The sequence below is a fragment of the Burkholderia lata genome (assembly GCF_902499025.1).
GTDB classification, from domain to species: domain Bacteria; phylum Pseudomonadota; class Gammaproteobacteria; order Burkholderiales; family Burkholderiaceae; genus Burkholderia; species Burkholderia lata_C.
On record NZ_CABVPW010000010.1, the window covers coordinates 164,975 to 190,630 of the forward strand.

Here is a 25,656-nt window from a genome sequence, read left to right on the forward strand (position 1 = left end):
CGTGCGCGGCCGCCCGGTTCTCCGGTGCGGCCCGGCATCCAATCCCGAGGCATTCAAGCATGGCAAGCGCAGACAAAGAAACCGTATCCTCGACCCTCCATGCCCTCGGTGGCGTTGCACGCTCGCGCCGGACCCGGCGCATCGGCATCGGCGTGCTGATCTTCCTCGTTTTATTCGGACTGCTCGGGTTCTTCGCGGCGCCGCCGCTGATCCGCCATATCGCCGAACAGCAGTTGAGCAAGCAGCTCGACCGGCCCGCCACGATCCGGCGCATCGCGCTGAACCCGTACACGCTGAACCTCGAAGCCGACGGCATCCATCTCGGCGACAAAGGCGGGCAGGGCGACTTCATCGACATCGCGAAGCTCGTCGTGCGGCCGTCGTGGTCGTCGCTGTTCCGCGGTGCGCCGATCGTCAACGAAGTCCGCCTCGATTCGCCGCGCTTTCATATCGTCCGCTACGACGCGCAGCGCTTCAACTTCACCGACCTGATCGAGAAATTCTCGACGCCGTCGCCGAAACCCGAAAGCAAGCCGACGCAGTTCTCGGTGTCGAACATTCAGGTCAACAACGGCCGGATCGATTTTGACGACCGTCTGCTGAACGAAAAGCACGTCGTCGACAACTGGACCCTCGGCATTCCGTATATCGCGACGCTGGCATCGAAGACCGACATCTTCGTCGAACCGAAGCTGCGCGCGCGTTTCGACGGCAGCCCGATCGCGATCGACGGCAAGACCAAGCCGTTCGCGCAGTCGCGCGAATCGGAGATCGCACTGAAATTCGACGGCCTCGACGTGCCGAAGCTGATCTCGTACGTGCCGGCGAAGTTGCCGGTGGCCGTGACGAGCGGCCTGCTGAGCAGCGACCTCAAGGTCAATTTCGTGATGAGCGGCGAGACGCCCGCGCTGCGCGTGTCGGGCACCGTCGACCTGAAGGACGCGAAGGTGACGGACCACGCGTCCGCGCCGCTGTTCGCCGCGCACGGCGTGCACGTCGCGGCGGCCAGCCTCGAGCCGCTGCGCAACGCGATGCACTTCGACGAGATCCGGATCGACCAGCCGGTGGTCGACCTGTCGCGCGACAAGCAGGGCGTGCTGAACGTCGAGAAGCTCGCCGCGCAGCCGGCCGCCGCATCGAAGGCCGCCGAAGGCAAGCCGGCGGCGTCGGGCGCCGCGGCTGCTTCCGCCGCCGCCGAAGCCACCGCCAGCGGCGCGAAGGCCGAAGCGGGCGCCGACGCGAAGGAGGCGCCGCCGCTCGACCTGACGATCCGTCATTTCGCGATCGACGGCGGCACGGTCAACGTCGACGACCGCGTGCCGGCGACGCCGACCGCGCTGTCGCTCACGAAGCTCGCCGCAACGCTCGACGGCTTCACGATGCAGGGCAAGACACCCGCGAAATACACGCTGTCGACGTCGCTGTCGCGCGGCGGCGACGTGACCGCCGAAGGCACGTTCAATCTCGCGGAGAAGCAGGCCGAGAGCAAGCTGACGGTCGCCGCGCTCGCGCTGCCGGCGCTGCAGCCGTATCTCGGCGAGGCGACGCGTGCGCGCGTGCTCGACGGCACGCTCGGCGCGACCGTCAACGCGAAGGCCGACTGGGGCAAGACGCCGCTCGCCGCGCAGGTCGCCGACAGCACGATCAGCCTGAAGTCGCTGAAGATCGCGACGCCCGATGCGAAGGCGCCCGCGATCGTGCTGCCCGACGCGAGCGCGAAGATCGCGAAGGTCGACGTGGCCACGCGTACCGCGGAGATCGCAAGTGTCGACGCCAGCGGGCTTGCGCTCGACGTGCAGCGCCTGAAGGACGGCAAGATCGACCTCGCGGCGCTGGCCGAGCCGGCGCAGGCATCGGTGCCGAAGCGCACGGTCGCGCGCAAGGCCGAGGCCGCCGCACCGTCGTGGCATTACCGGATCGACGCGCTGAACGTGAAGGATTCGTCCGCGAACTTCACCGACCTGTCGACGCCACGCCCGGTGAAGCTGGCGATCAAGCCGCTGGACCTGTCGGTGCAGAAGATCAGCGACGACATGACCAAGCCGCTGCCCGTGCAGCTGAAGGCGACGCTGAACCGCAAGGGTTCGCTGAATGTGACGGGCGACGTGACCGCGCAGCCGCTGAAGCTCGGCCTGAAGATCAACGGCAACCGCCTCGACGCGGCCGCGTTCGAGCCGTACTTCGGCAGCGCGCTGAACGCGACGATCGCCAGTGCGCTGCTCAACGCGCAGGGCAACCTGACGTTCGCGCAGGTGAAGGACGCGCCGCGCGCGACCTATCGCGGCGACGTCGCGCTCGTCGACGTGCGGATGCTCGACAAGGCGACCTCCGACCCGTTCGCGGGCTGGCGCTCGCTCGCGCTGACGAACCTGAAGGCGAACTACGACGAGAAGGGTACCGATGTCGACGCGTCGCGCGTGACGTTCTCGAACTTCTACGGCCGCGTGCTGCTCGACGCGCAGGGGCGCCTGAACCTGAAGGACGTGGTCGCGAAGGAATCGGGCCCCGCGCAATCGCTCACGCGTGATGCGAGCAAGGGCGAGCCGGTGCCGCTGTCGCCGCAGGCTGCCTCGGCGCCGGCTGTCGCGCAGCAGGCATCCGCGCCGGCCGCCGCATCGGCGACGGTCGTCGTGAAGGCCGCGACGCCGCCGCAGAACCCGGTGCGGATGCATTTCGGCGAGTTGCTGCTGCAGAACGGCCGTGTCACGTACACCGACAACTTCATCAAGCCGAACTACACGGCGAACCTCGTCGCGATCAAGGGCACGGTCGGCGCGTTCGGTACGGATTCGACGACGTCCGCGCCGGTCGACGTCGCCGCGAACCTCGCGGGCAACGGGCCGATCTCGATCAAGGGTTCGGTGAACCCGCTGATCGAGAAGCCGGCGCTCGACCTCACCGCGACCGCGCACGACATCGAGCTGACCAACCTGACGCCGTACTCGGCGAAGTACGCGGGCTACCCGATCACGAAGGGCAAGCTCAACGTCGACCTGCATTACGCGCTCGAGAACGACCAGCTGAAGGCGAACAACCACATCTTCATCGACCAGCTCACGTTCGGCGATCACGTCGACAACGACACGGCGACCAAGCTGCCGGTAAAGCTCGCGATCTCGCTGCTGAAGAACACCCGCGGCCAGATCGACGTGAACCTGCCGGTGTCGGGCTCGCTGTCGAATCCGGAGTTCAGCGTCGGCGGGCTGATCTGGCGCGCGGTGCTGAACCTGATCGCGAAGGCCGTCACGTCGCCGTTCTCGCTGCTCGCGCATGCGTTCGGCAGCGGCGGCGAGGATCTCGGCTACGTCGAATTCGCGCCGGGCTCGTACCAGCTCGACGACGCGCAGCAGAAGAAGCTCGACACGGTCGTGAAGATGCTGACCGAGAAGTCGTCGATCCGCCTCGACCTGATCGGCCGCGTCGATCCGGCGAAGGACACGTCGGGCCTCGGCGATGCGTACGTCGATCGGCTCGTGCGCCAGCAGAAGCTGAAGGACGTGGTCGGGCAGGGCGAGAGCATCGACCCGATGTCGGTGAAGGTCGAGCCGGCCGAGTACAGCAAGTACCTGGCGCGTGCGTACAAGGCCGCCGACTTCAAGAAGCCGCGCAACCTGATCGGCCTGCAGAAGACGCTGCCCGACGCCGACATGAAGAAGGCGCTCGCCGACCATGCGCCGGCCGACGACAACGCGCTGCGTGCGCTCGCGCAGCAGCGCGCGCAGGCCGTGCGCCAGTACCTCGACGGGAAGATCGATTCGAGTCGCGTGTTCATCGTCGCACCGAAGCTCGATGCGAAGGGCATCGAGGACAAGGGCGCAACGACCCGCGTCGACTTCGGCCTGCAGTAAGCGGGCCATCCGCCGCCGCGTCCGTTCATCCGTTCGGGCGCGGCGGCGCGTTTCCTTCAGCGCGCGGCGATCGCCGGTTCTTCGCGCTTGCCCAGTTCTTTCTTTGCAGCCAGCGGCAGACGCGCGTCGTCCCACTGCGCCAGCCATTCGACTTCCTTCGCGGTGAACACCTGTCCGTAGTTGCGCAACGCGTACTGCAACGCATCGACGACGTGGTGGCGAATGATCTCGGGGGTGCGTGCATCGTCCAGCACGAACCGGAGGGCTTCCAGGGTCGACATACTCGTGCTCCGGGTCAGGGAAAACCCTTTATCACACGCCAATAAGTCGTGCGCCACGCGGAAAAAAATCGCGTGGCCGGCGGCGCCGTACGTACGTTTTGACCGATGCACCGGAGCAGTGCCGGCGGGCAAGCGCGCACGTCGCAATGTGCGCCAGGTCACCTTGCATTGCGACGGCTTCGTGTCGCTTGCGATTGGTTACGTTTGATAGAAAACAGTAAGCCGCGCTTCATGCGAGCGCCCCACGATCCGGCGATATTTTGCGCGCTTGATGGCAAGTCACGCAGTTCAACGTCAATCGATGAGGTGGGGTGATGAAGTCTTTCCTTGGTAAGCAGCGGAAGTTGGTGGCGATGGTGGCAGGCGCGCTGGCGCTCGCAAGCGCGGGTGCCTATGCGGCGCAGCAGGACGGCGACAGTCAGGGCGAGGACGGCGGCCATGGCCACCGTGTCGTGAAGCACGTGCTGCTGATCAGCGTCGACGGCCTGCACGAGCAGGATCTCGCGCGCTGCATCGGCGCGAACACGTGTCCGAACATCGCGGTGCTCGCGCAGCACGGCGTGACTTACACGAACGCGTACACGCCGGGCCTGTCGGATTCGTTCCCGGGCCTCGCGGCGCTCGTGACGGGCGGCTCGCCGAAGACGGCCGGCCTGTTCTACGACGTGTCGTATGACCGCAGCCTGTATGCGCCGGGCGACACGACGTGCTCGGGCAAGCCGGGCTGGAACGTCGTGTTCGACGAAACGACCGGCATCGACGCGTTCAACGGCGGCAAGCTCGTGCATCTCGACGGCGGTGGCGGATTCAACCCGCAGGCGATCCCGCATGCGAAGGTCAACGGCCAGTGCGTGCCGGTCTATCCGCACAACTACGTGAAGACCAACACGGTGTTCGAAGCCGTGAAGGCCGGCGTGCCGAATGCGCACACCGCGTGGGCCGACAAGCATGCGTGGGGCTACGACTGGCTGAACGGCCCGTCGGGCACCGGCGTCGACGACATGATGCGCACCGAGATCAACTCGATCGACGCGACGACGCAAACGGACTACACGGACGTCTATTCGCACACCGCACAATTCGACAACCTGCACGTGCAGGCGCTGATCAACCAGATCAACGGCCATGACTCGACGGGCACGAAGAGCGCGCCGGTGCCGACGCTGTTCGGCGCCGACTTCCAGACGCTGAGCGTCGCGCAGAAGGCGGTGGTGACGAAGGGCGGCGGCTACATGGACGCGAACTTCACGCCGAACGGGCAGGTCGCGAACGCGATCACGTATGTCGACAACTCGATCGGCCATGTCGTCGCGGCGCTGAAGCAGGCGAACCTGTATTCGTCGACGGCCGTGATCGTCACGTCGAAGCATGGCCAGTCGCCGACCGATCGCACCAAGCTCGTGAAGAACGGCGACACGCTGACGAAGCTGCTCGAAACGAACAACTACCTCGACCCGAACGGCAACTTCGGCCAGAACAACACGACGACGGGCAACCTGAACGACGGTTCGGGCCTCGTCGACACGGGCTTCGTGCAGACCGACGACGTCGGCTTGATCTGGCTGCGCGACCGCAACCAGCGCACGGCCGTGGTGCAGACGCTGAAGGCGAACCTCGGCTGCAACGCACCGGGGATCTGCGCGGACGGTTCGCAGGCGTACATCCTGTACGGCGCGGCGCTCGCCGAGCGCTTCGGCGATCCGGCCAACGGTCGTACGCCGGACATCATCGTCCAGCCGAATCCGGGTGTGATCTATACGTCGAGCACGAAGAAGGACGAGGAGCACGGCGGCAACGCGCCGGACGACAGCCACCTCGGCCTGCTCGTGTCGTATCCGGGCATCCATCGCGCGCGCACGGTGACCGACACGGTCGGCACGAAGCAGGTCGCGCCGACGATCCTCGGGCTGCTCGGTGCGAACCCGCGCCTGCTGCATGCGGTCGTGGCCGAGAACACGCGCGTGCTGCCGGGTCTCGGTATCGACCACTGACGACGCCTGCCGGACGCCGCCGCCGGGCGGTGTCCGGCACGGGACGCGCGGCGGTGCGCGTCCTGCTACATGACGATGCGGGTCCGGCTCATGCGGTCCCGCATTCGTCCAGCATCCATGCCCTGAAGTGCCGCAACGCCTCGCTCGTCTCGAGGCGCTCCGGCGCGTAGCACAGGTAGTGCCCCTGCGCGTCGACGTCGACGGGCGCGTCGAACGGCTCGACGAGCGTGCCGGCCGCGAGATTGTCGACGATCAGGAAGTGCGGCACGAGCGCGAGCCCGAGCCCCGCCTGCGCGGCTTGGATCAGCACCGAATACTGTTCGAAGCGCGGCCCGGCGAGCGCATTCATCTGCGTGGCGCGATGGCGTTCCGCCCACGCGGACCACGCGATTTCCGCCTGCTCGTGCACGAGTCGCGGCGCCGCCATGGCGTCGGCGGGCGTGCGCAACGCGTGCCGCTCCGCGAACTCGCGCGAACAGACCGGCACGAAGGTCCGGCCGTCCAGGTAGTCGCTTCGGACTCCTTCCCATGCGCCGTCGCCATAGCGGATCGCCGCGTCGAGCCCGAACGGAAAGATGTCGCCGTGCGCGAGATGGCGGCGAAAGCTCAGCGTGACGCTCGGCGCGACGGCGAGAAAACGCGTGAGCCGCGGCACGAGCCACTTGGTCGTAAACGTCGGCACGCTCGCGATCGTCAGCAGGTCGCTGTTCTCGCGTGCGCTCAGCAGTTCGATCGACGCGTTGCCGATCTCGCGCAGCGGGCCGACGACGCGTGCGTGGTACACCTGCCCGGCGCGCGTGAGCACGAGGCTGCGCCCTTCGCGCACGAACAGCTTCACGCCGAACAGCGCCTCGAGATTCGCGATCTGCCGGCTGACCGCGCTCGGCGTCAGCCCCAGTTCGCGGGCCGCGTAGGAGAAGTTCAGGTACTTCGCAGAACTCGCGAACGCGTGCAGTTCCGCGACGTTCGGATACAGGTGCTTCATCGCCGGCTATTCCCTCCGTGCACAGATCGATGCGGGCTTTGTACGTTTTTTTCATGACGATGCCATGTCGAAACCGCACACTGCAGCCATCCCGAAAACGCGTGACAGCCCCGCCCGGCGGGCGTTGCGCGGCGTCTTTGTCTCTCTTGCCCGCGAGTGTTTCCATGCCTGCGTCTACCGCCCCGGCACTGGCCGATGGTGTTCCGATTCCGCGTAACAGGCCCGTGCGTCCGAGCGCCGGACGCCTGCTGCTGAACGCGCTCGTCGCGGTGTTCGGGCTCTACCTGCTGCTGCCGATCGCGCTGCTGCTGGTCGGCTCGGTGGGCCAGTCGTGGACGAACACGCTGCTGCCGACCGGCTTCACCGGGCACTGGTTCGCCGACCTGGCCGCGAACCGCAGCTTCACCCGCGCATTCGGCGTGAGCCTGACTGTGGCGCTGGCGTGCTGCGCGCTCAACACGGTGGTCGGCTTGCCGCTCGCCTATGCGCTGCATCACCGCGCGCAGGCCGGGCGCGGCATGGCGACGCGCATCGTGATGCTGATGCCGGTGGCCGTGCCCGCGCTGACGCTCGGCTTCGGCTACATCGCGATCTTCAGCGGCGACACGCTGCCGTGGCTCGGCACGCTGCCGCTGATGATCGGGGCCCACGCGGTGCTGACGCTGCCCTACCTGCTGCAGACGCTGCTGAGCGATCTGCGCCACCTCGGCCTCGCGCGCCTCGAGGCCTGCGCGGCGACGCTCGGCGCGACGCCGCTGCGCCAGTTCTTCACGATCGTGCTGCCGAACCTGCGGCACAGCCTGTTTTCGGGTCTCGTGATGGTGGCCGCGCTGTCGATCGGCGAATTCCAGATCTCGAACCTGATCGCCGGCTTTCGCTACCGCAACTATCCGATCGTGCTGCTGCAGGCGTTCTACGGCGCGTCGGGGATGGCATGCGCGGCTACGGTCGTGCTGCTCGTCCTCGCCGTGCTCGCGACGCTCGTGTCGGTCGGCACCGTACAACGCATGAAGTGAGTCCGTCATGAGTCTCGAATTCGAACACGTCAGTTTCCAGTATCCCGGTGCGCGTCACGGCGTCGACGACGTCACGCTGTCCGCGGCGCAAGGCGAGCTGCTCGCGGTGATGGGGCGCAGCGGGTCCGGCAAGTCCACGCTGCTGCGGCTCGCGGCCGGCCTGCTCGACGGCGGCAGCGGCCGCATCGCGATCGGCGGCGACGACATGGCGGGCGTGCCCGTGTGGCGGCGCGAGGTGGGCATGGTGTTCCAGCACTACGCGCTGTTTCCGAACCTGTCGGTGGCCGACAACGTCGCGTACGGGCTGCGGATGCGCGGCGTCGCGGCCGACGCGAGGCGGCGGCGTGCGACAGAGATGCTCGACCGCGTCGGCCTGTCGGCGCATGCGGAGCGCGGCATCGCGATGCTGTCCGGCGGGCAGCAGCAGCGCGTCGCGCTGGCGCGCGCGCTCGTGATCGAACCGAAGCTGCTGCTGCTCGACGAGCCGCTGGCGGCGCTCGATGCCGGCATCCGCCATCAACTGCGCGACGAAATCCGCGCGCTGCAGCGCGCGTGCGGCGCGACGACGCTGCTCGTCACGCACGACCAGGACGAGGCGCTGAGCATGGCCGACCGCGTCGCGATCGTCGACGGCGGGCGCGTGCTGCAGGTCGGTACGCCGCGCGACCTGTACGAGCGGCCGGCTTCCGCGCAGGTCGCGCGCTTCGTCGGGCATTCGACGCTGCTGCGCGGTCGCGTGATCGCGCACGACACGGTCGACGTGCGTTTCGCGACGCTGCGCGTCGAGACGGGCGCGCACCGGCCGGGCGCCGAGATCGAGGTGCTGGTGCGGCCCGAGCACGTCGAAGCCGATCCACCGGGGCCCGGCGTGAACCGTATCGACGGCCGCCCGGGCGACGTGCGCTACTTCGGCGCGACGCAGCGCTACGACTTCATTCCCGCCGGTTCGGCCGACCCGCTGCTGTGCGAAGGCCGCGTGACGGCCACGCGCTGCATCGCGATCGAACCGCGCCATCTGCTCGTGCTGCCGGCGTCGCCGGCCGCGCAATGACCCCTTTCATTCAACGGAGATCCCCGATGCTTGCAGGCCAACCCCTTGTGAAAACCCTGCGCGCCGGCATGCTGGCGCTGTGCGCACTCGCCGCGCTGGCTGCCGCACCGGCGCACGCCGCACCGCTGTATCCGGGCGAGGACGCGCTGTATGCGAAGGCCGCCGACGAAGGGCTCGTCGTGTCGTTCGACACGGGCCCCGAATGGGCGAACTGGAAGGCGCTGTTCGCCGAATTCCGCAAGCGCTATCCGAAGGTCGAGATCACCTACAACGACATCGGCTCGGCCGCGACCGTGGTCGCGCTCGACAAGTCGCGCCGCCGTCCGCAGGCCGATACCGCGTACTACTTCGCCGCGTCGGCGCTCGACGCGGAGAGCAAGGATGTCGTCGCGCCGTTCAAGCCGGTCAACTTCGACAAGCTGCCGAACGTGTTCCGCTCGGCGGACGGCCGCTGGTTCGCGGTGCATTCGCTGAACATCGCGTTCCTCGTCAACCGCAAGCTCGTGAAGAACGTGCCGCAGCGCTGGTCCGACCTGCTGAAGCCGGAATATCGCAACGCGGTCGTCTACCTCGACCCGCGTTCGACCGGGCAGGGGCAGGTTGCCGTGTTCGCGGCCGCGTATGCGAACGGCGGGAGCGTCGAGAATCCGAAGCCGGGCGCGGAATTCTTCGGCAAGCTGAAGAATGCGGGCAACGTGCTGCGCGTCGAGGGCACGACGCCGTATGCGAAGTTCGTGAAGGGTGAGATTCCGATCCTGATCGGCTACGAGAACGACGGCCTGAAGGCGAAGTACGTCGACGGCATGGGTGACGCGGCCGACGTCGTGATTCCGCAGGACGGCAGCGTGTCGGCACCGTATGCGATGAGCCTCGTGAAGAACGGCCCGAACCCGTCCGCCGCGCAGCTGTGGCTCAACCTCGTGATGAGCGATGTCGGGCAGGCGCTGTTCGCGCAGGGCTTCGTGCGGCCGGCCGTGCCCGGCACGCCGGTCGCGCCGGACGTCGCGGCGAAGCTGCCGAAGGCGCCGCAGGTGCGCCCGCTCGACGTGGCGAAGGCGGCGACGCGCAAGGCCGAGGTCGACCAGCTCTGGTCGCAGGCAACGCTCGGCAACTAAGGGGCGCGCGATGCAGACCTCCCTCGCGGAACGCGGCGCGCTGCGCCGCTTCGGCGCGGCCCCGGCGGCAGTATTGCTGGCGGTGTGCTTCGTGCTGCCGCTCGCTGCGCTCGTCGGCTCGGCCTTCACGGACGGCGGCCGCGCGTTCGCCGCGGTACTGCGCGATCCGCTCGTCGCCGATGCGATCGCGCGCTCGCTGGTGCTGGCGGTCGGCGCCGGCACGCTGTCGGTCGGCGTCGGCGTGCCGGTCGCGTTCGCGCTGGCCGGGCAGTCGCCCGCCCGCCGCCACTGGTCGCTCGCGCTGCTCGGCGTGCCGCTCGCGTTCTCCGGGCTGGTGATCGCCTATGGCTTCATCCTCGCGTTCGGCCGCGCCGGCTTCGTCACCACGCTGGCGGCGTCGCTGGGCGCGGACCCGAACGTGCTCGGCGGCGCGATCTACACGATGCCGGGGCTGGCGGTTGCGTATGCGTATTACCTGATCCCGCGGGTCGCGCTGATGATCTACCCGGCGCTCGCGAACCTCGACCGGCGGCCGCTCGAGGCGGCACTGACGCTCGGCGCGCGGCCGTGGCGTGCGTGGCTCGACGTCGCGTGGCGCGAACTGTGGCCGTCGGTCGCGTCCGCGTGGTGCCTCGTCACGGCGATCGCGCTCGGCACCTACGGCACGGCGCTCGCGCTGGCCGGTACGCAGATCAACATCCTGCCGCTGCTGATGTATCTGAAGCTGTCGGACGGGCAAACCGATTTCTCGCAGGCGGCCGTGCTGTCGATCGTGCTGACGGCGATCTGCACCTGCGTTCTTGCATTGGGGGAAGGCCTTGTACGGCAACGACGTCATTGAGTGGTCGGAAGCGACGCGCGCCGCGCTCGCGCAACTCGCGCGGCGGCAGCGCGGCGAGCGGCGGCATCGCATGCCGGTCGGCGTGATCGGTCCGCGCGACGCGACCGGTGAGCAGATGCAGGTCGCCGAGCGGATCGCGCATGCGCTCGCGGCGGCGGGCGTCGCGATCGTCGGCGGCGGCAAGCAGGGCGTGATGGAGGCGGCCGCGCGCGGTGCGCATGCGGCCGGCGGGTGCGCGATCGGGCTGCTGCCCGAAGAAGATGCGCGCGATGCGAACCCGTACCTGACCGTCGCGCTGCCGACGGGGCTCGGCATCACGCGCAATGCGCTGATCGCACGCGCGTCGCTGTGCCTGATCGCGGTGGGCGGCGGGCTCGGCACGCTGTCCGAGATCGCGCTCGGGCTGCAATGGGGCAAGCCGGTGTTCACGATTCGCGACGCACCGCCGGTGGCGGGCGTCGAGTGCTTCGACGAAACGGATCCGCTCGTCGCGCGTGTCGCGCGGTGGCTCTCCGATTCGGCGTAGGTCTGGAGATGTGCGGTATCGCCTGATGTCATCTGTATAAATAGGAATCCTATACATGAAGAAGTTAACCATGATCTTGTGCGCGGCGGGGTGCGTGTCCGCGACCGCTCACGCGCAAGGCACCGTCACGCTATACGGGATCGTCGACGCGGGGCTGGGCTATACGAGCAACCAGCGCGTCGCGACGAACAAAGGCTCGCTCGGCACGCCGGTCGCATATCGCGGCGCGTCGAGCTACAGCTTCGCGAGCGGCACGTGGTCCGGCAGCCGCTGGGGCCTGAAGGGCAAGGAAGACCTCGGCGACGGGCTCGCCGCGGTCTTCCAGCTCGAGAACGGCTTCAACATCGGCAACGGGCAGCTCGGCCAGGGCGGCCGGATGTTCGGACGGCAGGCGTGGATGGGGCTGTCGAGCACGCGCTTCGGCACGCTGACGATGGGCCGCCAGTACGATCCGATCGTCGATTTCGTCGGCACGATCGGGCCTGGCTCGTTCCTGACCGGCATGGGCGCGCATCCGGGCGATCTCGACAACATCGACAACCAGGCGCGCGAGAACAACTCGGTCAAGTACGTCAGCCCGAAATTCGGCGGCTTCACGTTCGGCGCGCTATACGGCTTCGGCAACCAGGCCGGCAGCGTGAAGAACCAGAATACGTGGAGCGTCGGCGGCCAGTACGTGAACGGCCCGTTCGCGCTCGGCGCGGCCTATCTGTATGCGACCAATGCGTTCGGCGCGAACGCCGGCGCATGGACGGGTTCGTATGACGGCACGTTCGCATCGTCGATCAACGAAGGCTTCGCGTCGTCGAAGAGCATGCAGATCGTCGCCGCGGCGTCGACCTACCAGATCGGCGCGGTCACGCTCGGCGTGTCGTACAGCAATACGCAGTACCGCGCGGGCGCGTTCTCGACGTTTCGCGGCACGGCGAACTACAACTCGGCGGGCGGCACGGTGTCGTGGCAGGCGTCGCCGGCGCTGCGCGTCGCGGCCGGCTACGACTTCACGCGCGGCAGCTCGATCGGCGGCCAGTCCGCGCCGAAGTACCACCAGCTGAACCTCGCGTCGTACTACAACCTGTCGAAGCGGACCGCGCTGTACGGTCTCGTCGGCTACCAGAAGGCGAGCGGCAAGACGCTCGACGCATTCGGCAACGTGGTCGACGCGACGGCGTCGGTCGGCGACGTCGGCAACGGCATCTCGTCGGCCGGCGACACGCAGACGCTCGTGCGCATCGGGATGCGGCATACGTTCTGATCGGACAACCGTGCTCCGGCGAATTCGGCCCGGCGCCCGTGTGAAGCGGGCGCCGGGCTTTTTTGTCGAGGCGGGAAAGCGGCGAGCCCGGCATTGCGATGTGGGCGGACAGGCTTGAATTCCGCGGCGCAACACGCCATATTGGTCGGGCATCATCATTCAACGACGCACGAAGAGGAATGCCCATGCGCCTGATTCTCGCCCTGCTGCTGCCGTGGCTGCAGTTCTTCACGATCGGCCGCCCGTTCGCCGGGCTGATCTGCCTGATCCTGCAAATCACGCTGATCGGCTGGATCCCGGCCGCGATCTGGTCGGTCTATGCACTGAGCCAGTACAAGACGGATCGCAAGATCGAGGCGGCGCTGGGCGAACGGCGCTGACGAAAGCATTCGCGGCCTGCCGCGGACGGATCCGATCGGCCGGGGTACCGGCCGTTCCGGCGGCCTGCCCGTCGAGGGCGGCCCGGCAGGCGCACAGCCGCGCGCGGCTTCGCTTCATTTCACTTCACATCCGCATTGCGCCGCGCTGCGCGTCACCCCGGCACCGCCCCCTCCAGCGCCTCCGCCCGCGCGAACAGCCAGTCGACGAACGTGCGCAGCGACGGATCGTCGTCGTCGCGATACAGGCAATGAAACGGCGGCGCTTCCAGGTGGACTTCCGGAAACAGCGCGACGAGCCGCCCTTGCTCGAGATCGTCGCGCACGACCGCGCGCGGCGCGAGGCACACGCCGAGCCCGCTCGCGGCGGCCTTGGTCATCAGGAAGAACTCGCGATAGAACGGCCCGCGCAGCGTTTCGGTGACGACCGAGCCTGCCTGGTGGAACCAGTATTGCCATGCCTGCGGCAAACCCGCGTAATGCAGCAGCGGCGCGTTGCGCAGGTCGGCCGGCGTGCGCGCCTGGTCGAGCACCGGGTGGCCGGGCGCGCACACCGGCACCGCGACGGTCGCGAGCAACGGCCGCGACACGAACCCCTTGCGGCGCAACTCCGGTGTATAGCGGCGGACCACGATGTCGCAGGTTTCGTCGAACTGGTCGCGCTCGTTGTCGGGCGTCGTGACGAGTTGCACGTCGATGTCCGGATGTTCGGCCTGGAACGCAGCCAGTTGCGTCAGCAACCATCCGTGCGCGAACGATACGGACGTGTTGATCCGCACCGGATGGCCGCCGCCGGGTTCGAACATCTGCCCCGTCGCCTGCGCGAGCCGGCCGAGGCAACTCGCGACGTCGACGAGATAATGCCGCGCGCGCGGCGTGAGCCGCATCGAGCGTCCGTCGCGCTCGAACAGCTTCTGCCCGAAGAACGATTCGAGCACGCGGATCTGCTGCGCGACCGCGCTCTGGGTCACGTTCAGCTCGTCGGCGGCGAGGGTGAGGCTCTGCAGGCGGCCGGCAGCTTCGAAGCTGCGCAGCGCGTTCAGGGGCGGCAATCGGCGCATCGTGAGATCGCGAAGAAAAGCTACACAGTGGGTCAAAAAATGTCGTTTGTGGCGGCCGGGGCGCCTCCCTATCATGGCGCCGACAGGAGAAAACGCCCCGATGACGATCATATCGCCACCCGACGCCCGGGCAACCGGAATTCGCCACCGTCTTCGCCTTAGGCGCGAGGCGCGGCGTGCGACGCGCCGCCCGGCCGCGATGCCGCCGGTGCGCCGTCGCGGCGCGCTGGCGCTCGCCTGCGCAGGACTGTTCGCGGCGCTGACCGGATGCGCGACGAAACCCGAGAACGAACGGCAGATCGGCAACGGCGGATCGCTGGTGCGCTACAGCTCGAGCCAGACCGAAGTCGACCTGACCGATACCGAGCAGCAGACGCTGCGCATGCTCAGCGACCGCCGCTATGCGGATGCGACGCAGGCACGCGCGCTCGACGCGGTGGCCGGCGTGCTGCGTGCGCAGGGTTATGCGCCGGTGACGGTCGATCGCGATTCGGGGTTGGTGGAAGCGGGGCGCAGCGAGACGCTGATCCCGAAGTGGCGTCAGCTGTTGCGCGGTGCGCTGAAGGCCCGCATCGGGATGCTGCCGGTGAAGCCCGATCATGAACGCGTGGCCGCGATCGTGACGGTTCGGGCGGGGCAGCAGGCGCATGTCGCAGACGCGCATGTCGCGATCGTGCGTGCGCGATTCGATCGCACGGTTTGGGACAGCGCCGGCGATTCGCGTACCAAGACCGTGATGGAGCCCGAGTACTACCAGGCGTTCTTCACGGAAGTGGACAAGGCGATGTGCACGACGAAGTGCGAGCGGTGAGCGCCGCGCACGTGCCGGCGCCGGGGGCGTAAAGGAGGAACGGGGAACGGAAGGCGCGCTGCCGCCGGTCGGAGAATGGGCGCGGATGCCGGCGCAGCGCCCGGTACCTCCGGCCGAAGCTCGAGCGGTCGACAAGAAAACGGCTGCCCGGATCGTCGCTCGACCCGGCAGCCGCTTCGCCTACTTCACCGCAAACAGCGTCAGGTTCATGAAGATCTTGAACGCATAGCCGAGCGTGACGGCGCCGATCACGCCGCCCGCCCACAGGACGATGAACCACATCCAGCCGCGCATGCGCGGCTTCGGCGCATCGGGCTGGCGATCGGCGGAATCAGTGGTGGTAGTAATGCTGGTCTTCATGGCGCACCTTGCCTCGGAATACCCAGTAACCCATCGTCGTGTAGGCGATGATGATCGGGAGGATAACCGCTGCGCCGACCAGCGTGAAGGTCTGGCTGGAACGCGGCGCCGCGGCTTCCCAGATCGTCATCGTCTGAGGAATCGCATACGGGAACAGCGTGACGAGCAGGCCGACGTAGCCGAGCAGCACGAGCGCCAGCGCGAGCACGAACGGGGTCATGTCATGCCGGTCGCGCACGGCACGGCGCATCCACACCGCGCACCCGGCGACCAGGAACGGCACCGGCAGCAGGCGCCAGAACAGCCCCGAATCGAACCAGCGCTGCGCGATGGCCGGATCCTGCAGCGGCGTCCACAGGCTGATTACCGCGATGAAGCCGAGCAGCACGACCGTCAGCGGCCACACGACGCGATGCAGGCGCCGCTGCAGGTCGCCTTCCGTCTTCGCGACGAGCCAGCAGCAGCCGAGCAGCGCATAGGTCACGATCAGGCCGAGGCCGGTCAGCAGGCTGAACGGCGTGAGCCAGTCGAAGGCGTCGCCCGCGAACACGCCGTCCTTCACGTTGATGCCCTGCAGGAACGCACCGAGCGCGATCCCCTGGAAGAACGTCGCGCCGGCCGAGCCGCCGATGAACGCGAGATCCCACAGCTGCTTCGTGCGCCGCGCCTTCGCGCGGATCTCGAACGACACGCCGCGGAAGATCAGGCACACCAGCATGAAGATCAGCGGCAGGTACAGCGCCGACAGCACGGTCGAATAGACGATCGGGAACACCGCGAACAGCCCGGCGCCGCCGAGCACGAGCCACGTCTCGTTGCCGTCCCACACGGGTGCGACGGTGTTCATCATCAGGTCGCGTTCCTTCTCGTCCGGGAAGAACGGGAAGACGATGCCGATGCCGAGGTCGAAGCCGTCGAGCACGACGTACATGAAGAGCCCCAATGCGATGATCGCGGCCCAGATTACGGTGACGTCCATAGGTTTTCTCGTGTGCGGAAAGGGTGGGGCTCAGACGGTCTCGAGCGGCTCGTCGACGGCCGACATCGGGCGGCGCGCGGTGTGGTCGGGGCGCGTGTCGGGCATGTCGTCGTGCTTCACGTCGGGCAGCGCGGGGCCGGCCTTCATCAGCTTCAGCATGTAGTACACGCCGGTGCCGAACACGAGGAAGTACACGATCACGAACGTCATCATCGACAGGCTGACCTGCTGCACCGACAGCGGCGACACGGCCTGCGCGGTGCGCATCACGCCATACACGACCCACGGCTGGCGGCCCGCTTCGGTCGTCACCCAGCCCGCGAGCAGCGACACGAAGCCGGTCGGGCCCATCACGAGCGCGAAGCGCTGGAACCACTTCGATTCATACAGGCGGCCGCGGCGGCGCAGGAACCACGCGAGCGCGGCGAGGCCGATCATCGCGAAGCCGAGGCCGACCATGATCCGGAAGCTCCAGAACACGACGGTCGAGTTCGGACGGTCTTCCGGCGGAAATTCCTTCAGGCCACGGATCTCGCCGTCCCAGCTGTGCGTGAGGATCAGGCTGCCGAGGTGCGGCACCTTCACCGCGTAGCGGGTCGTTTCCGCCTTCATGTCCGGAATGCCGAACAGGTTCAGCGGCGTGCCGCCCTTCTCGGTTTCCCACAGCCCTTCGATCGCGGCAATCTTCGCCGGCTGGTGCTTCAGCGTGTTGATGCCGTGCTGGTCGCCGATCACGGCCTGCAGCGGTGCGAGCACGAGCAGCAGCCACAGCGCCATCGAGAACATCTTCTTCACGCCCTTGTCGCGGCGGCCCTTCAGCAGGTGCCAGGCGCCCGTCGCGGCCACCACCAGCGCGGCGACGATGAATGCGGCGATCGCCATGTGGAACAGGCGGTACGGGAACGACGGGTTGAAGATGATCGCGAACCAGTCGGTCGGCACGACGCGGCCGTCGACGATCTCGAAGCCCTGCGGCGTCTGCATCCAGCTGTTCGACGCGAGGATCCAGAACGTCGAGATCAGCGTGCCGATCGCGACCATCAGCGTCGCGCCGAAGTGCGCGCGCGGGCTCACGCGGTTCCAGCCGAACAGCATGATGCCGAGGAAGCCGGCCTCGAGGAAGAACGCGGTCATGACCTCGTACATCAGCAGCGGCCCGGTGACGGCGCCGGCAAAGCTCGAGAAGCCCGACCAGTTCGTGCCGAACTGGTAGCTCATCACGACGCCGGAGACGACGCCCATCCCGAACGCGACCGCGAAGATCTTCGACCAGAACAGGCAGAGGGTTTTGTAGTACTGCTTGCCGGTTTTCAGCCAGCGATATTCGAGCACGGCGATGAAGCTGGCGAGGCCGATGCTCAGCGCCGGAAAGACGATGTGAAAGGAGACGGTGAACGCGAATTGCAGGCGGGCCAGATCGAGGGCCGAAAGAGCGGTGTCCATACCAGTTGACCGAGGCTGACGATACCCGCCGGCGGGTGCCGGCGGACCCCGGCGGACGGGCGTCGGGGTTGGCTGGAGTATGTGCCGCGATGTTGCACCGCGAAATGCGCCAACTCGTCGCAGATGTCCAGCCCGTCGCCCGCATTTCCGGGGTAAATCGTTGATTCGTATCAATAAGGCTGCTTGCGGCGCGCGCGGCCGTGGCGTGGCGGTCTGACGCACGTGCGTCAATATGGCGCGTCGCGTCATCGGAACGGTTTGACGTGGACGCAAACGCCGCGTGACACGACGCGGCGCGACGCCCGCGCGCGGCCGAACCGTTGCGAGGCGTTATCGCGTAACGCACCCGGTCGCGCCGGCGGGCGCGGCCGATGGGGTCTGTCACATTGGTAACGCCGCGCAACATTGGCGCGTGCGCCCGTAATGGATGACGGATCGCGTGCGGCGTAGCGTTCGGTATGTCGGGTTCGCATCGACGAACCGCCAGCCGGAGAACGTGACGTGAATGGATTGAAGCTCGCGCTGGGCGCGGTGGCCACGGTGGCGATCGTGACGGGCGGCGTGGCGCATGCCGCCCGGGTCGGGGTCTATATCGGCCCCGGCTACCCGTATTACTACCCCGTCGTTCCCGCGCCTTACTACTACCCGCCGCCTGTCGTCGCAGTGCCCGTCGATCCGGGTCCGCCGCCCGAGTACGTCGAGAAGGGCCAGCCGCAGGACGAAGGCGACGCGAACCTCTGGTACTACTGCGACGCGTCGAAGCATTACTACCCGTATGTGAAGACCTGCAAGTCGGGCTGGCGATCGGTGCCGGCGCGGCCGCAGTGACGGAGGCGCGACGATGAAATCCCTGTTTCGATCCCTGCGCGTGCCGGCTGCGCTGGCGCTGGCCGGCCTGCTCGGCGCATGCGCGTACATGCCGACCGGGCCGAGCGTGATGGCGCTGCCCGGCACAGGCAAGTCGTTCGACCAGTTCCGCGCCGACGATGCGAACTGCCGTCAATACGCGTTCGAGCAATCGGGCGGCGTGAGCGCGGGCCAGGCGTCGACCGCGAGCGCGGTCGGCAGCGCGGCCGTCGGCACCGCACTGGGTGCGGCGGCCGGCGCGGCGTTCAACGGCGGCACGGGTGCGGCCGTCGGCGCAGGTGCGGGGCTGCTCGCGGGCAGCGTGGTGGGCGCCGGTGCGGCGCAAGGCTCGGCCTACGACATCCAGCGCCGCTACGACTACGGCTACCTGCAATGCATGTACGCGACCGGCAACCGCGTGCCGGTGCCCGGCGGGATGAGCGGTGGTGGCGGTGGCGGATATGGCGGTGCACCGCGCGCGGCGCCGCCGATGCCGCCGGCGGGCGTCCAGCCGCCGCCGCCGCGCTACTGACGGCAGCCTCGTCGCCGCCGTGCGGCGTGGCGGGCACGTGCGCCGTGCCCCGTGCGCGCATCGACCGGCGGTGCACACGCGCTGCGTGAATTGCGTACACTCTGAGTCTCGTTTCGGCAGGGCCGGGCGCATCGGTTCCGGTCCGCGTTTACCCAGGACTCAGCGATGATCGATTTACGCAGCGATACCGTGACACGTCCGAGCCAGGCAATGCTGGCCGCGATGACTGCCGCCGAAACCGGCGACGACGTATGGGGTGACGACCCGACCGTGCTGCGCCTGCAGGCGGTGACGGCCGAGCGGGCCGGCAAGGAAGCCGGCCTGTTCTTCCCGAGCGGCACGCAGAGCAACCTGGCCGCGCTGATGGCCCATTGCGAACGCGGTGACGAATACATCGTCGGCCAGCTCGCGCACACCTACAAGTACGAAGGCGGCGGCGCGGCCGTGCTGGGCAGCATCCAGCCGCAGCCGATCGAGAACGCGCCGGACGGCACGCTGCCGCTCGCGAAGATCGCCGCGGCGATCAAGCCGATCGACAATCACTTCGCCCGCACACGCCTGCTCGCGCTCGAAAACACGATCGGCGGCCAGGTCTTGCCGGAAGGCTATGTGCAGGAAGCCACCGAATTCGCGCGCAGCCGCGGGTTGTCCCTGCACCTCGACGGCGCGCGCGTATGCAATGCGGCCGTCGCGTCGGGTCGTTTCATCGCCGAGCTGTCGGCGCCGTTCGACAGCGTGTCGATCTGTTTCTCGAAAGGGCTCGGCGCACCGGTCGGCTCGGTGCTGGTCGGCAATCGCGCGCTGATCGAGCGCGCGCAGCGCTGGCGCAAGGTGCTCGGCGGCGGGATGCGGCAGTCGGGCATTCTCGCCGCAGCCTGCCTGTATGCGCTCGACCACAATGTCGAGCGGCTCGCGGACGATCACGCGAATGCCGCGCATCTCGCCGAAGGTCTCGCGCGCATCGATTCCGTGAAGGTGCTGTCGCACGCGACGAACATGGTGTTCGCGCAATTCCCCGAAGCCGACTGCGCGCCGCTCGAGGCGTGGCTCAAGGCGCGCGGGATCCTCACGCAGATGCTGTACGCGTCGCGCTTCGTCACGCACTGCGACGTGTCGCGCGCGGACATCGATACGTTTATCGACGCGGTCGGTGCGTATTTCGCGCAGCGCCGCGCGTAAGGGGAATGCGCCGGCCGGCGTGGCCGCCGGCGCGAGGTGGCGCGAAGCAGGAGGCGGAGAGGCGACGGGGGCGATGTGGCAACCCGTCTGTCGATATCGGGCGAGCCGGCGGATTACGCTTGCCGGGGTGCGTCGGCGGGCGGTGTGCCGTCGCGGAACAGCGCTTGCAGTTGCGTGCGCAGTTCGGCGCTGTCGGTGTGCTGGTGCACCAGGACCGCATGTTGCACGGCGGCCTCCAGCAGTTCGTTGTCGGAGTCGGCAGAAATCGCGACCGAGCAATTCATCGCGCTGGGAAACTCGCGGCAATCGATGTAGCGGCGAGACATGATGTTCTCCTGACGAGAAAGGGAACGGCCGGATGTGGGTGGTCGGCCGCGCGGCGCATGCGCGAGGCCGATGGAAAAAGTATAGGCGGCGCGGCGGGGATTCTCGTCGTCAGGTGCGCCGCACGCCGCACACCGCGGCGGCCGCACCGCTCAAACGCGCATCACGGCAGCGGCGCGAGCAGCCGGCGCGCCGCTTCGACCACCCGCTCGGACAATGACGCCATCGTCGGCGACTGCACGGTCCACGCGTGCCAGTACAGCGTGATGTCGGTCGGATGCGCGGGCGCAAGATCGACGAGCCCCTGCGTGTCGAGCGGCGCACTGCCGATCAGCGGCTCCGGCACCATCGCATAGCCGAGCCCGTGCCGCACCGCCGCGAAGTGCGAATGGGTGCCCGGCACGTAGTGGCACGGGTACGCGCCTTCGGGCAACCCGAACTTCTCCTTCAGGAACGACGACTGCAGCGTATCGCGCCGCGAATACGCGACGACGGGCGCCTTGCGCGCGCTCGTGCGGTTCAGCCCGCGCGGAAACCAGCGCACCGCGAACGCGGCGGCCGCGAGCAGCCGGTAGCGCATCGTGCCGAGCGGCGTCGCGAGGCAGCCGCGCATCGGCTTCGGCTCGGTCGTTACACAGCCGACCGCCATCCCGCTTTCGAGCAGCGCGAACGTATGGTCCTGATCTTCGACGATCAGCTCGAACAGGATGCGCTCGCCCGCGAGCACGGACGTCAGCGCCGGCAGAAACCACGTACCGAGGCTGTCGGAATTGAGCGCGATCGTGACCGAGATCGGCGATTCGCGCTCGGTCGCGAGCGTGCTTTGCAGGTCGGCCTGCAGCAGCGCGACGCGGCGCAGGTGCTGCAGCACGCGCTGCCCGGCCACCGTCGGGCGGCACGGCCGCGTGCGCAGCACGAGCGGCGTGCCGAGGCTCGCCTCCAGCGCGCGGACCCGCTGCGTGACGGCGGATGCGGTCACGTGCAGGCGCACGGCCGCCTGCTCGAAGCTGCCCGTGTCGGCGACGGCCAGCAGCGCGGCGGCCTGCTTCGGATCGATCGTCATCGACATGTCGGTGGAATTCCTGTGAACGTAAGACGAGAACAGCCGGTAGTGTAAGGCAGTGCGCGCCAGCAGCCGGGCGCGGCGCAGCGTTCCGGCGCGCCGCATTCGTCGTCCGAATCGATGACGGCACGCATGCATACCGCACGTCGCATGCCGGTGGCGCGCGCATTTTGAACTACGCTATATGAACGCGCGGAACCCGGCATGTGCCATGCCGGCGTGTCGCGCGCGGACGATCGCGCGTCGCGCGCAAGCCGCGGCGCGGGCGTCGTGACGATTCCCCTTTGACGGAGACGAACATGTCGATTCGACTGGGCGAGGACGCGCCCGATTTCACCGCGGAGACCACCGAGGGAACGATCCGCTTTCATGAATGGATCGGCGACCACTGGGCGATCCTGTTTTCCCATCCGAAGGATTTCACGCCGGTATGCACGACCGAACTCGGCTACATGGCCGGGCTCAAGCCGGAATTCGACAAGCGCAATACGAGGATCATCGGGCTGTCGATCGATCCGGTCAGCGATCACCAGAAGTGGGTGGCGGATATCGCTGAAACACAGGGGCACGCGGTCAACTATCCGCTGATCGGCGACGACGAACTGAAGGTCGCGAAGCTGTACGACATGATTCATCCGAATGCGAGCGGCGGCCCGCGCACGGCGGTCGACAACGCGACCGTGCGCTCGGTATTCATCATCGGGCCGGACAAGAAGGTCAAGGCGATGCTCGTGTATCCGATGAGCGCAGGGCGCAACTTCGACGAGGTGCTGCGCTTGCTCGACGCGCTGCAGCTCAACGCGAAGCATACGGTGGCGACACCTGTGAACTGGAAACCCGGCGACGATGTCATCATTCCGACGTCGGTGTCGGACGATGCGGCGAAGCAGAAGTATCCGGACGGCTTCCGGACGCTGAAACCGTACCTGCGCTACGTGACGCAGCCCGGCTGACACACCGTGCCGGCTGGATGCCGGCCATGCAGGACCACGACGGGGCGGCCCGCGCGGCAGCAACTGCGCGGGCCGGACAACACGCATCGAACATGCATCAACCACCGACGGAGCGACTTCGCGATGATCTTCCGGCAACTCTTCGACCCGCAATCGTCGACGTATACATACCTGCTCGCCGACCGCGCGTCGCGCGAAGCGGTGCTGATCGATCCCGTGTTCGAGCAGGTGCGTCGCGACGCGGCGCTGCTCGACGAGCTCGGGCTGCGGCTCGTCGCGACCGTCGACACGCACGTGCACGCCGATCATGTGACGGGCGCGTGGCTGCTGAAGCAGCGCACGGGCAGCACGATCGCGATCTCGGCCGCGAGCGGTGCGCAGGGCGCCGACCGCTACCTGAACGACGGCGATCGCTGCGCGTTCGGCGCGCGCTACCTGACCGTGCGCGCGACGCCCGGCCACACGAGCGGCTGCATCAGCCTCGTGCTCGACGACGAATCGATGGCGTTCACCGGCGATTGCCTGCTGATCCGCGGCACGGGCCGCACCGACTTCCAGCAGGGCGACCCGCGCGCGCTGTATCGCGCGGTGCACGGCCGGCTCTTCACGCTGCCGGCCGCGTGCCTGCTGTATCCGGCGCACGACTATCGCGGGCTCACGGTGACGAGCGTCGGCGAGGAGCGGCGCTTCAATCCACGTCTCGGCGGCGACCTGAGCGAAGACGATTTCGCGGGCTACATGCGCAACCTCGGGCTCGCGCATCCGCGCCAGATCGACGTCGCGGTGCCGGCGAACCTGCAGTGCGGCGTCGCCGCGAACGCGCCCGATGTGCAGGCCGCGCCCGACTGGGCGCCGCTCGTCTATACGTTCGCCGGGTTCTGGGAAATCGATCCGCAGTGGCTCGAGGATCATCTGCCGGCGGTGCAGGTCGTCGACGTGCGCGAGCCTGACGAATTCACCGGCCCGCTCGGCCACCTGCCCGGCGCGACGCCGATTCCGCTCGGCGAACTGGCCGCGCGCGCCGGCGAGATCGCGCGCGACCGGCCGGTCGTGACCGTGTGCCGGGCCGGCGGGCGATCCGCGCAGGCAACCGTGATCCTGCTGAAGGCCGGCTTCGACACGGTGGCGAATCTCGGCGGCGGGATGCTGCGCTGGCGTGCCGAAGGGCGCGTCGTGATGGACGGCCGGTCGTAACGGGCGGAACCGCAGTACAAAAAAATTTCCGGATCGCTGTCGAAACGGCCGCGAGCCGTTCGTCGTCAAGGTATCCGATCACGTGGCGCCGCATCACGCGGTGCCGAAACCCTGAGAGACCGCACGATGATGCCGACGCTATACGCCCATCCCTTTTCGTCTTACTGCCAGAAGGTGCTGACCGCGCTGTACGAGAACGGCACGCCGTTCGCGTATCGCGTGCTCGCGCACGACGATCCGAAGCCGATGCAGGAGCTGGCCGCACTGTGGCCGCTGAAGCGCTTTCCGGTACTCGTCGATGCGGGCCGCACGGTGATCGAGGCGTCGATCATCATCGAGTATCTCGGCCTGAACCATCCGGGCCCGGTGCGATTGCTGCCGGACGATCCGCACGCGGCGCTCGAGGTGCGGACGATGGATCGCTTCTTCGACAACTACGTGTCGACGCCGCAGCAGAAGGTCGTGTTCGACGCGCTGCGGCCGGAGGCCGAGCGCGATGCGCGCGGTGTCGCCGATGCACGGGCGATGCTGGAGACGTCGTATGCGTGGCTGGACAAGAAGATGGCCGATCGCGAATGGGCGGCCGGCGACCGCTTCAGCCTCGCCGACTGCGGCGCGGCGCCGTTCCTGTTCTACGCGGACTGGACGCACCGGATCGATCCGTCGTTCGCGAACGTGGTTGCATACCGCCAGCGTCTGCTGGCGCGGCCGTCGTTTGCGCGCGCGGTCGACGAGGCGCGGCCGTATCGCCCGTTCTTTCCGCTGGGCGCGCCTGATCGCGACTGATCGGCGCGGCCGTCGCGCGGCGCGACGTTGCCGCGCATGGCCGGCAGCGTGAGCCGGGGCGGCGGAACGTAAGCAGCGGCAGCATCGCGGCGTCTCTCCGTTACATCGTGTGGGTGGCCGACTGCGCGAGCGTCAGCAATTCGTCGAACTGCGTGATCAACTCGAAGCACAGCAGGAACGCGAACGTATAGGCTGGCGCAGGGAAACGCCTGATCATTGCGAGCACCTGCGGCGCGAAGCGCGAGCGGATCGCGTCGCGTGTCAGCAGCCACGCGATCGCGATGCCGATCGCGGCGCCCGCGATCAGGTCGGTCGGGTAGTGAAAGCCGAGATACGCGCGCGGCAGGCAGATGAACACCACTGCATACAGCAGCGCGAACACGCCGACGCGGCGCGCGATGATGAAGATGCCGGTGGCGATCGCCATCCACAGCATCGCGTGATCGCTCGGAAACGAACTCCATGACTGCAGCGTGGCCGCGCGCAGTCCTGCCGACGGGAAGTGCAGGTGCAGGTCGGGGTTGTAGATCGGCCGCACGCGGAACGGCAGCACCTGGGCGAGCAGCCGGCCGAACGCGAGTGCGATGAGCCCGCTCGCGATCGTCGCGACGACCAGTTCGCGCTGCCGGTCGCGGTTCGGGCCTGGCTGGAACCACAGCCAGCACAGCACGGGAATGAGCACGAAGCCCTTGAACGTATACAGGCCGGCGATTACGCGAATCGCGTGATTCATCAGCGGAGCGAACGTGATGTGGGTGAGGAAGAGCTGGATCGTAGTGTCGAAATCGTTCATGTTCTGTGCGACCCGGGCGGACGCTCAGCGCATGACATGCGGCCGG

Annotated in this window: 25 protein-coding genes; 16 read left to right on the top strand and 9 right to left on the bottom strand. The window is 67.9% G+C overall.

The annotated features are described in order from the left end of the window. The first annotated feature begins 59 nt into the window (after positions 1–59). The gene (locus BDI24065_RS12620) at positions 60–3,848 is read left to right on the top strand and encodes a DUF748 domain-containing protein (protein ID WP_175031540.1); all 3,789 of its coding nucleotides are present in this window, start codon (positions 60–62) and stop codon (positions 3,846–3,848) included. Positions 3,849–3,904: 56 nt separating this feature from the next. Here BDI24065_RS12620 and BDI24065_RS12625 read toward each other — a convergent pair whose 3' ends face one another. After that, positions 3,905–4,129 (bottom strand): hypothetical protein, encoded by a 225-nt coding sequence (locus BDI24065_RS12625; protein WP_027790361.1) that lies wholly within the window; start codon positions 4,127–4,129, stop codon positions 3,905–3,907. Between the two features lie 314 nt (positions 4,130–4,443). On the opposite strand from BDI24065_RS12625, the gene BDI24065_RS12630 reads away from it, so the two are divergent. After that, entirely contained in the window at positions 4,444–6,120 is a 1,677-nt protein-coding gene (locus tag BDI24065_RS12630; RefSeq protein ID WP_175031541.1) for an alkaline phosphatase family protein, read from the top strand. A gap of 88 nt (positions 6,121–6,208) precedes the next feature. On the opposite strand, the gene BDI24065_RS12635 is transcribed toward BDI24065_RS12630, so the two are convergent. Continuing rightward, complete coding sequence (locus BDI24065_RS12635) at positions 6,209–7,105, bottom strand: LysR substrate-binding domain-containing protein (protein ID WP_175031542.1); 897 nt, start codon at positions 7,103–7,105, stop codon at positions 6,209–6,211. 164 nt (positions 7,106–7,269) lie between these two features. Between BDI24065_RS12635 and BDI24065_RS12640 the strand changes: the two genes are divergently transcribed. The 7 genes from BDI24065_RS12640 (at position 7,270) to BDI24065_RS12670 (ending at position 13,289) form a co-directional block, all read left to right on the top strand. Beyond that, a complete protein-coding gene (locus BDI24065_RS12640; protein ID WP_175031543.1) occupies positions 7,270–8,121 on the top strand; it encodes an ABC transporter permease in 852 nt (283 codons plus the stop codon). Positions 8,122–8,128: 7 nt separating this feature from the next. Further along, the gene (locus tag BDI24065_RS12645; RefSeq protein WP_175031544.1) at positions 8,129–9,172 is read left to right on the top strand and encodes an ABC transporter ATP-binding protein; all 1,044 of its coding nucleotides are present in this window, start codon (positions 8,129–8,131) and stop codon (positions 9,170–9,172) included. A gap of 26 nt (positions 9,173–9,198) precedes the next feature. After that, the gene (locus tag BDI24065_RS12650) at positions 9,199–10,287 is read left to right on the top strand and encodes an extracellular solute-binding protein (RefSeq protein ID WP_122948207.1); all 1,089 of its coding nucleotides are present in this window, start codon (positions 9,199–9,201) and stop codon (positions 10,285–10,287) included. A 10-nt stretch (positions 10,288–10,297) separates the two neighbouring features. Next, a complete protein-coding gene (locus tag BDI24065_RS12655; protein WP_175031545.1) occupies positions 10,298–11,128 on the top strand; it encodes an ABC transporter permease in 831 nt (276 codons plus the stop codon). Between the two features lie 70 nt (positions 11,129–11,198). Continuing rightward, on the top strand, positions 11,199–11,654 hold the full coding sequence (locus tag BDI24065_RS12660; RefSeq protein ID WP_175031591.1) for a TIGR00725 family protein: 456 nt from the start codon (positions 11,199–11,201) through the stop codon (positions 11,652–11,654). A gap of 55 nt (positions 11,655–11,709) precedes the next feature. Beyond that, positions 11,710–12,909, top strand: a complete 1,200-nt coding sequence (locus BDI24065_RS12665; protein WP_122948205.1) for a porin — start codon at positions 11,710–11,712, stop codon at positions 12,907–12,909. Between the two features lie 185 nt (positions 12,910–13,094). Then, the gene (locus BDI24065_RS12670) at positions 13,095–13,289 is read left to right on the top strand and encodes a YqaE/Pmp3 family membrane protein (RefSeq protein ID WP_175031546.1); all 195 of its coding nucleotides are present in this window, start codon (positions 13,095–13,097) and stop codon (positions 13,287–13,289) included. A gap of 152 nt (positions 13,290–13,441) precedes the next feature. Here the strand turns inward: BDI24065_RS12670 and BDI24065_RS12675 are convergent, their stop codons facing one another. Next, positions 13,442–14,347, bottom strand: a complete 906-nt coding sequence (locus BDI24065_RS12675) for a LysR substrate-binding domain-containing protein (protein ID WP_254609746.1) — start codon at positions 14,345–14,347, stop codon at positions 13,442–13,444. Between the two features lie 100 nt (positions 14,348–14,447). Here BDI24065_RS12675 and BDI24065_RS12680 point away from each other — a divergent pair, with 100 nt between their 5' ends. Next, positions 14,448–15,158, top strand: a complete 711-nt coding sequence (locus BDI24065_RS12680; protein ID WP_175031548.1) for a hypothetical protein — start codon at positions 14,448–14,450, stop codon at positions 15,156–15,158. A gap of 180 nt (positions 15,159–15,338) precedes the next feature. Here the strand turns inward: BDI24065_RS12680 and BDI24065_RS12685 are convergent, their stop codons facing one another. From BDI24065_RS12685 to BDI24065_RS12695, 3 genes are read right to left on the bottom strand one after another with little or no spacing between them, the layout of a single operon-like run. Beyond that, positions 15,339–15,518: a hypothetical protein gene (locus tag BDI24065_RS12685; protein WP_175031549.1), complete on the bottom strand. Its 180-nt coding sequence runs from the start codon at positions 15,516–15,518 to the stop codon at positions 15,339–15,341. Continuing rightward, a complete protein-coding gene (cydB, locus tag BDI24065_RS12690; protein ID WP_175031550.1) occupies positions 15,490–16,497 on the bottom strand; it encodes a cytochrome d ubiquinol oxidase subunit II in 1,008 nt (335 codons plus the stop codon). Before cydB ends, BDI24065_RS12685 begins: the two co-directional genes overlap by 29 nt. Before the next feature lie 30 nt (positions 16,498–16,527). Continuing rightward, positions 16,528–17,940 (bottom strand): cytochrome ubiquinol oxidase subunit I, encoded by a 1,413-nt coding sequence (locus BDI24065_RS12695; RefSeq protein WP_175031551.1) that lies wholly within the window; start codon positions 17,938–17,940, stop codon positions 16,528–16,530. Between the two features lie 501 nt (positions 17,941–18,441). Here BDI24065_RS12695 and BDI24065_RS12700 point away from each other — a divergent pair. From BDI24065_RS12700 to ltaE, 3 genes are all read left to right on the top strand, one after another. After that, entirely contained in the window at positions 18,442–18,768 is a 327-nt protein-coding gene (locus BDI24065_RS12700) for a hypothetical protein (protein ID WP_175031552.1), read from the top strand. 13 nt (positions 18,769–18,781) lie between these two features. After that, on the top strand, positions 18,782–19,318 hold the full coding sequence (locus BDI24065_RS12705; protein WP_175031553.1) for a YMGG-like glycine zipper-containing protein: 537 nt from the start codon (positions 18,782–18,784) through the stop codon (positions 19,316–19,318). A 165-nt stretch (positions 19,319–19,483) separates the two neighbouring features. Further along, positions 19,484–20,497 (top strand): low-specificity L-threonine aldolase, encoded by a 1,014-nt coding sequence (gene ltaE, locus BDI24065_RS12710; RefSeq protein ID WP_175031554.1) that lies wholly within the window; start codon positions 19,484–19,486, stop codon positions 20,495–20,497. Positions 20,498–20,610: 113 nt separating this feature from the next. Here ltaE and BDI24065_RS12715 read toward each other — a convergent pair whose 3' ends face one another. After that, positions 20,611–20,823 carry a DUF1059 domain-containing protein gene (locus BDI24065_RS12715; protein WP_011353793.1) on the bottom strand — a complete coding sequence of 71 codons (213 nt, stop codon included), beginning with the start codon at positions 20,821–20,823 and terminating at the stop codon, positions 20,611–20,613. Positions 20,824–20,984: 161 nt separating this feature from the next. After that, positions 20,985–21,890, bottom strand: coding sequence for an HTH-type transcriptional regulator ArgP (locus BDI24065_RS12720; protein ID WP_175031555.1), 906 nt, complete (start codon positions 21,888–21,890; stop codon positions 20,985–20,987). 293 nt (positions 21,891–22,183) lie between these two features. Between BDI24065_RS12720 and BDI24065_RS12725 the strand changes: the two genes are divergently transcribed. From BDI24065_RS12725 to BDI24065_RS12735, 3 genes are all read left to right on the top strand, one after another. Beyond that, positions 22,184–22,837, top strand: a complete 654-nt coding sequence (locus BDI24065_RS12725; protein ID WP_175031556.1) for a peroxiredoxin — start codon at positions 22,184–22,186, stop codon at positions 22,835–22,837. A gap of 123 nt (positions 22,838–22,960) precedes the next feature. Then, entirely contained in the window at positions 22,961–24,031 is a 1,071-nt protein-coding gene (locus BDI24065_RS12730) for an MBL fold metallo-hydrolase (protein ID WP_011353796.1), read from the top strand. Between the two features lie 126 nt (positions 24,032–24,157). After that, a complete protein-coding gene (locus BDI24065_RS12735; RefSeq protein ID WP_175031557.1) occupies positions 24,158–24,817 on the top strand; it encodes a glutathione S-transferase family protein in 660 nt (219 codons plus the stop codon). A gap of 100 nt (positions 24,818–24,917) precedes the next feature. Here the strand turns inward: BDI24065_RS12735 and BDI24065_RS12740 are convergent, their stop codons facing one another. Next, a complete protein-coding gene (locus tag BDI24065_RS12740; protein WP_175031558.1) occupies positions 24,918–25,610 on the bottom strand; it encodes a phosphatase PAP2 family protein in 693 nt (230 codons plus the stop codon). Positions 25,611–25,656 lie beyond the last annotated feature (46 nt).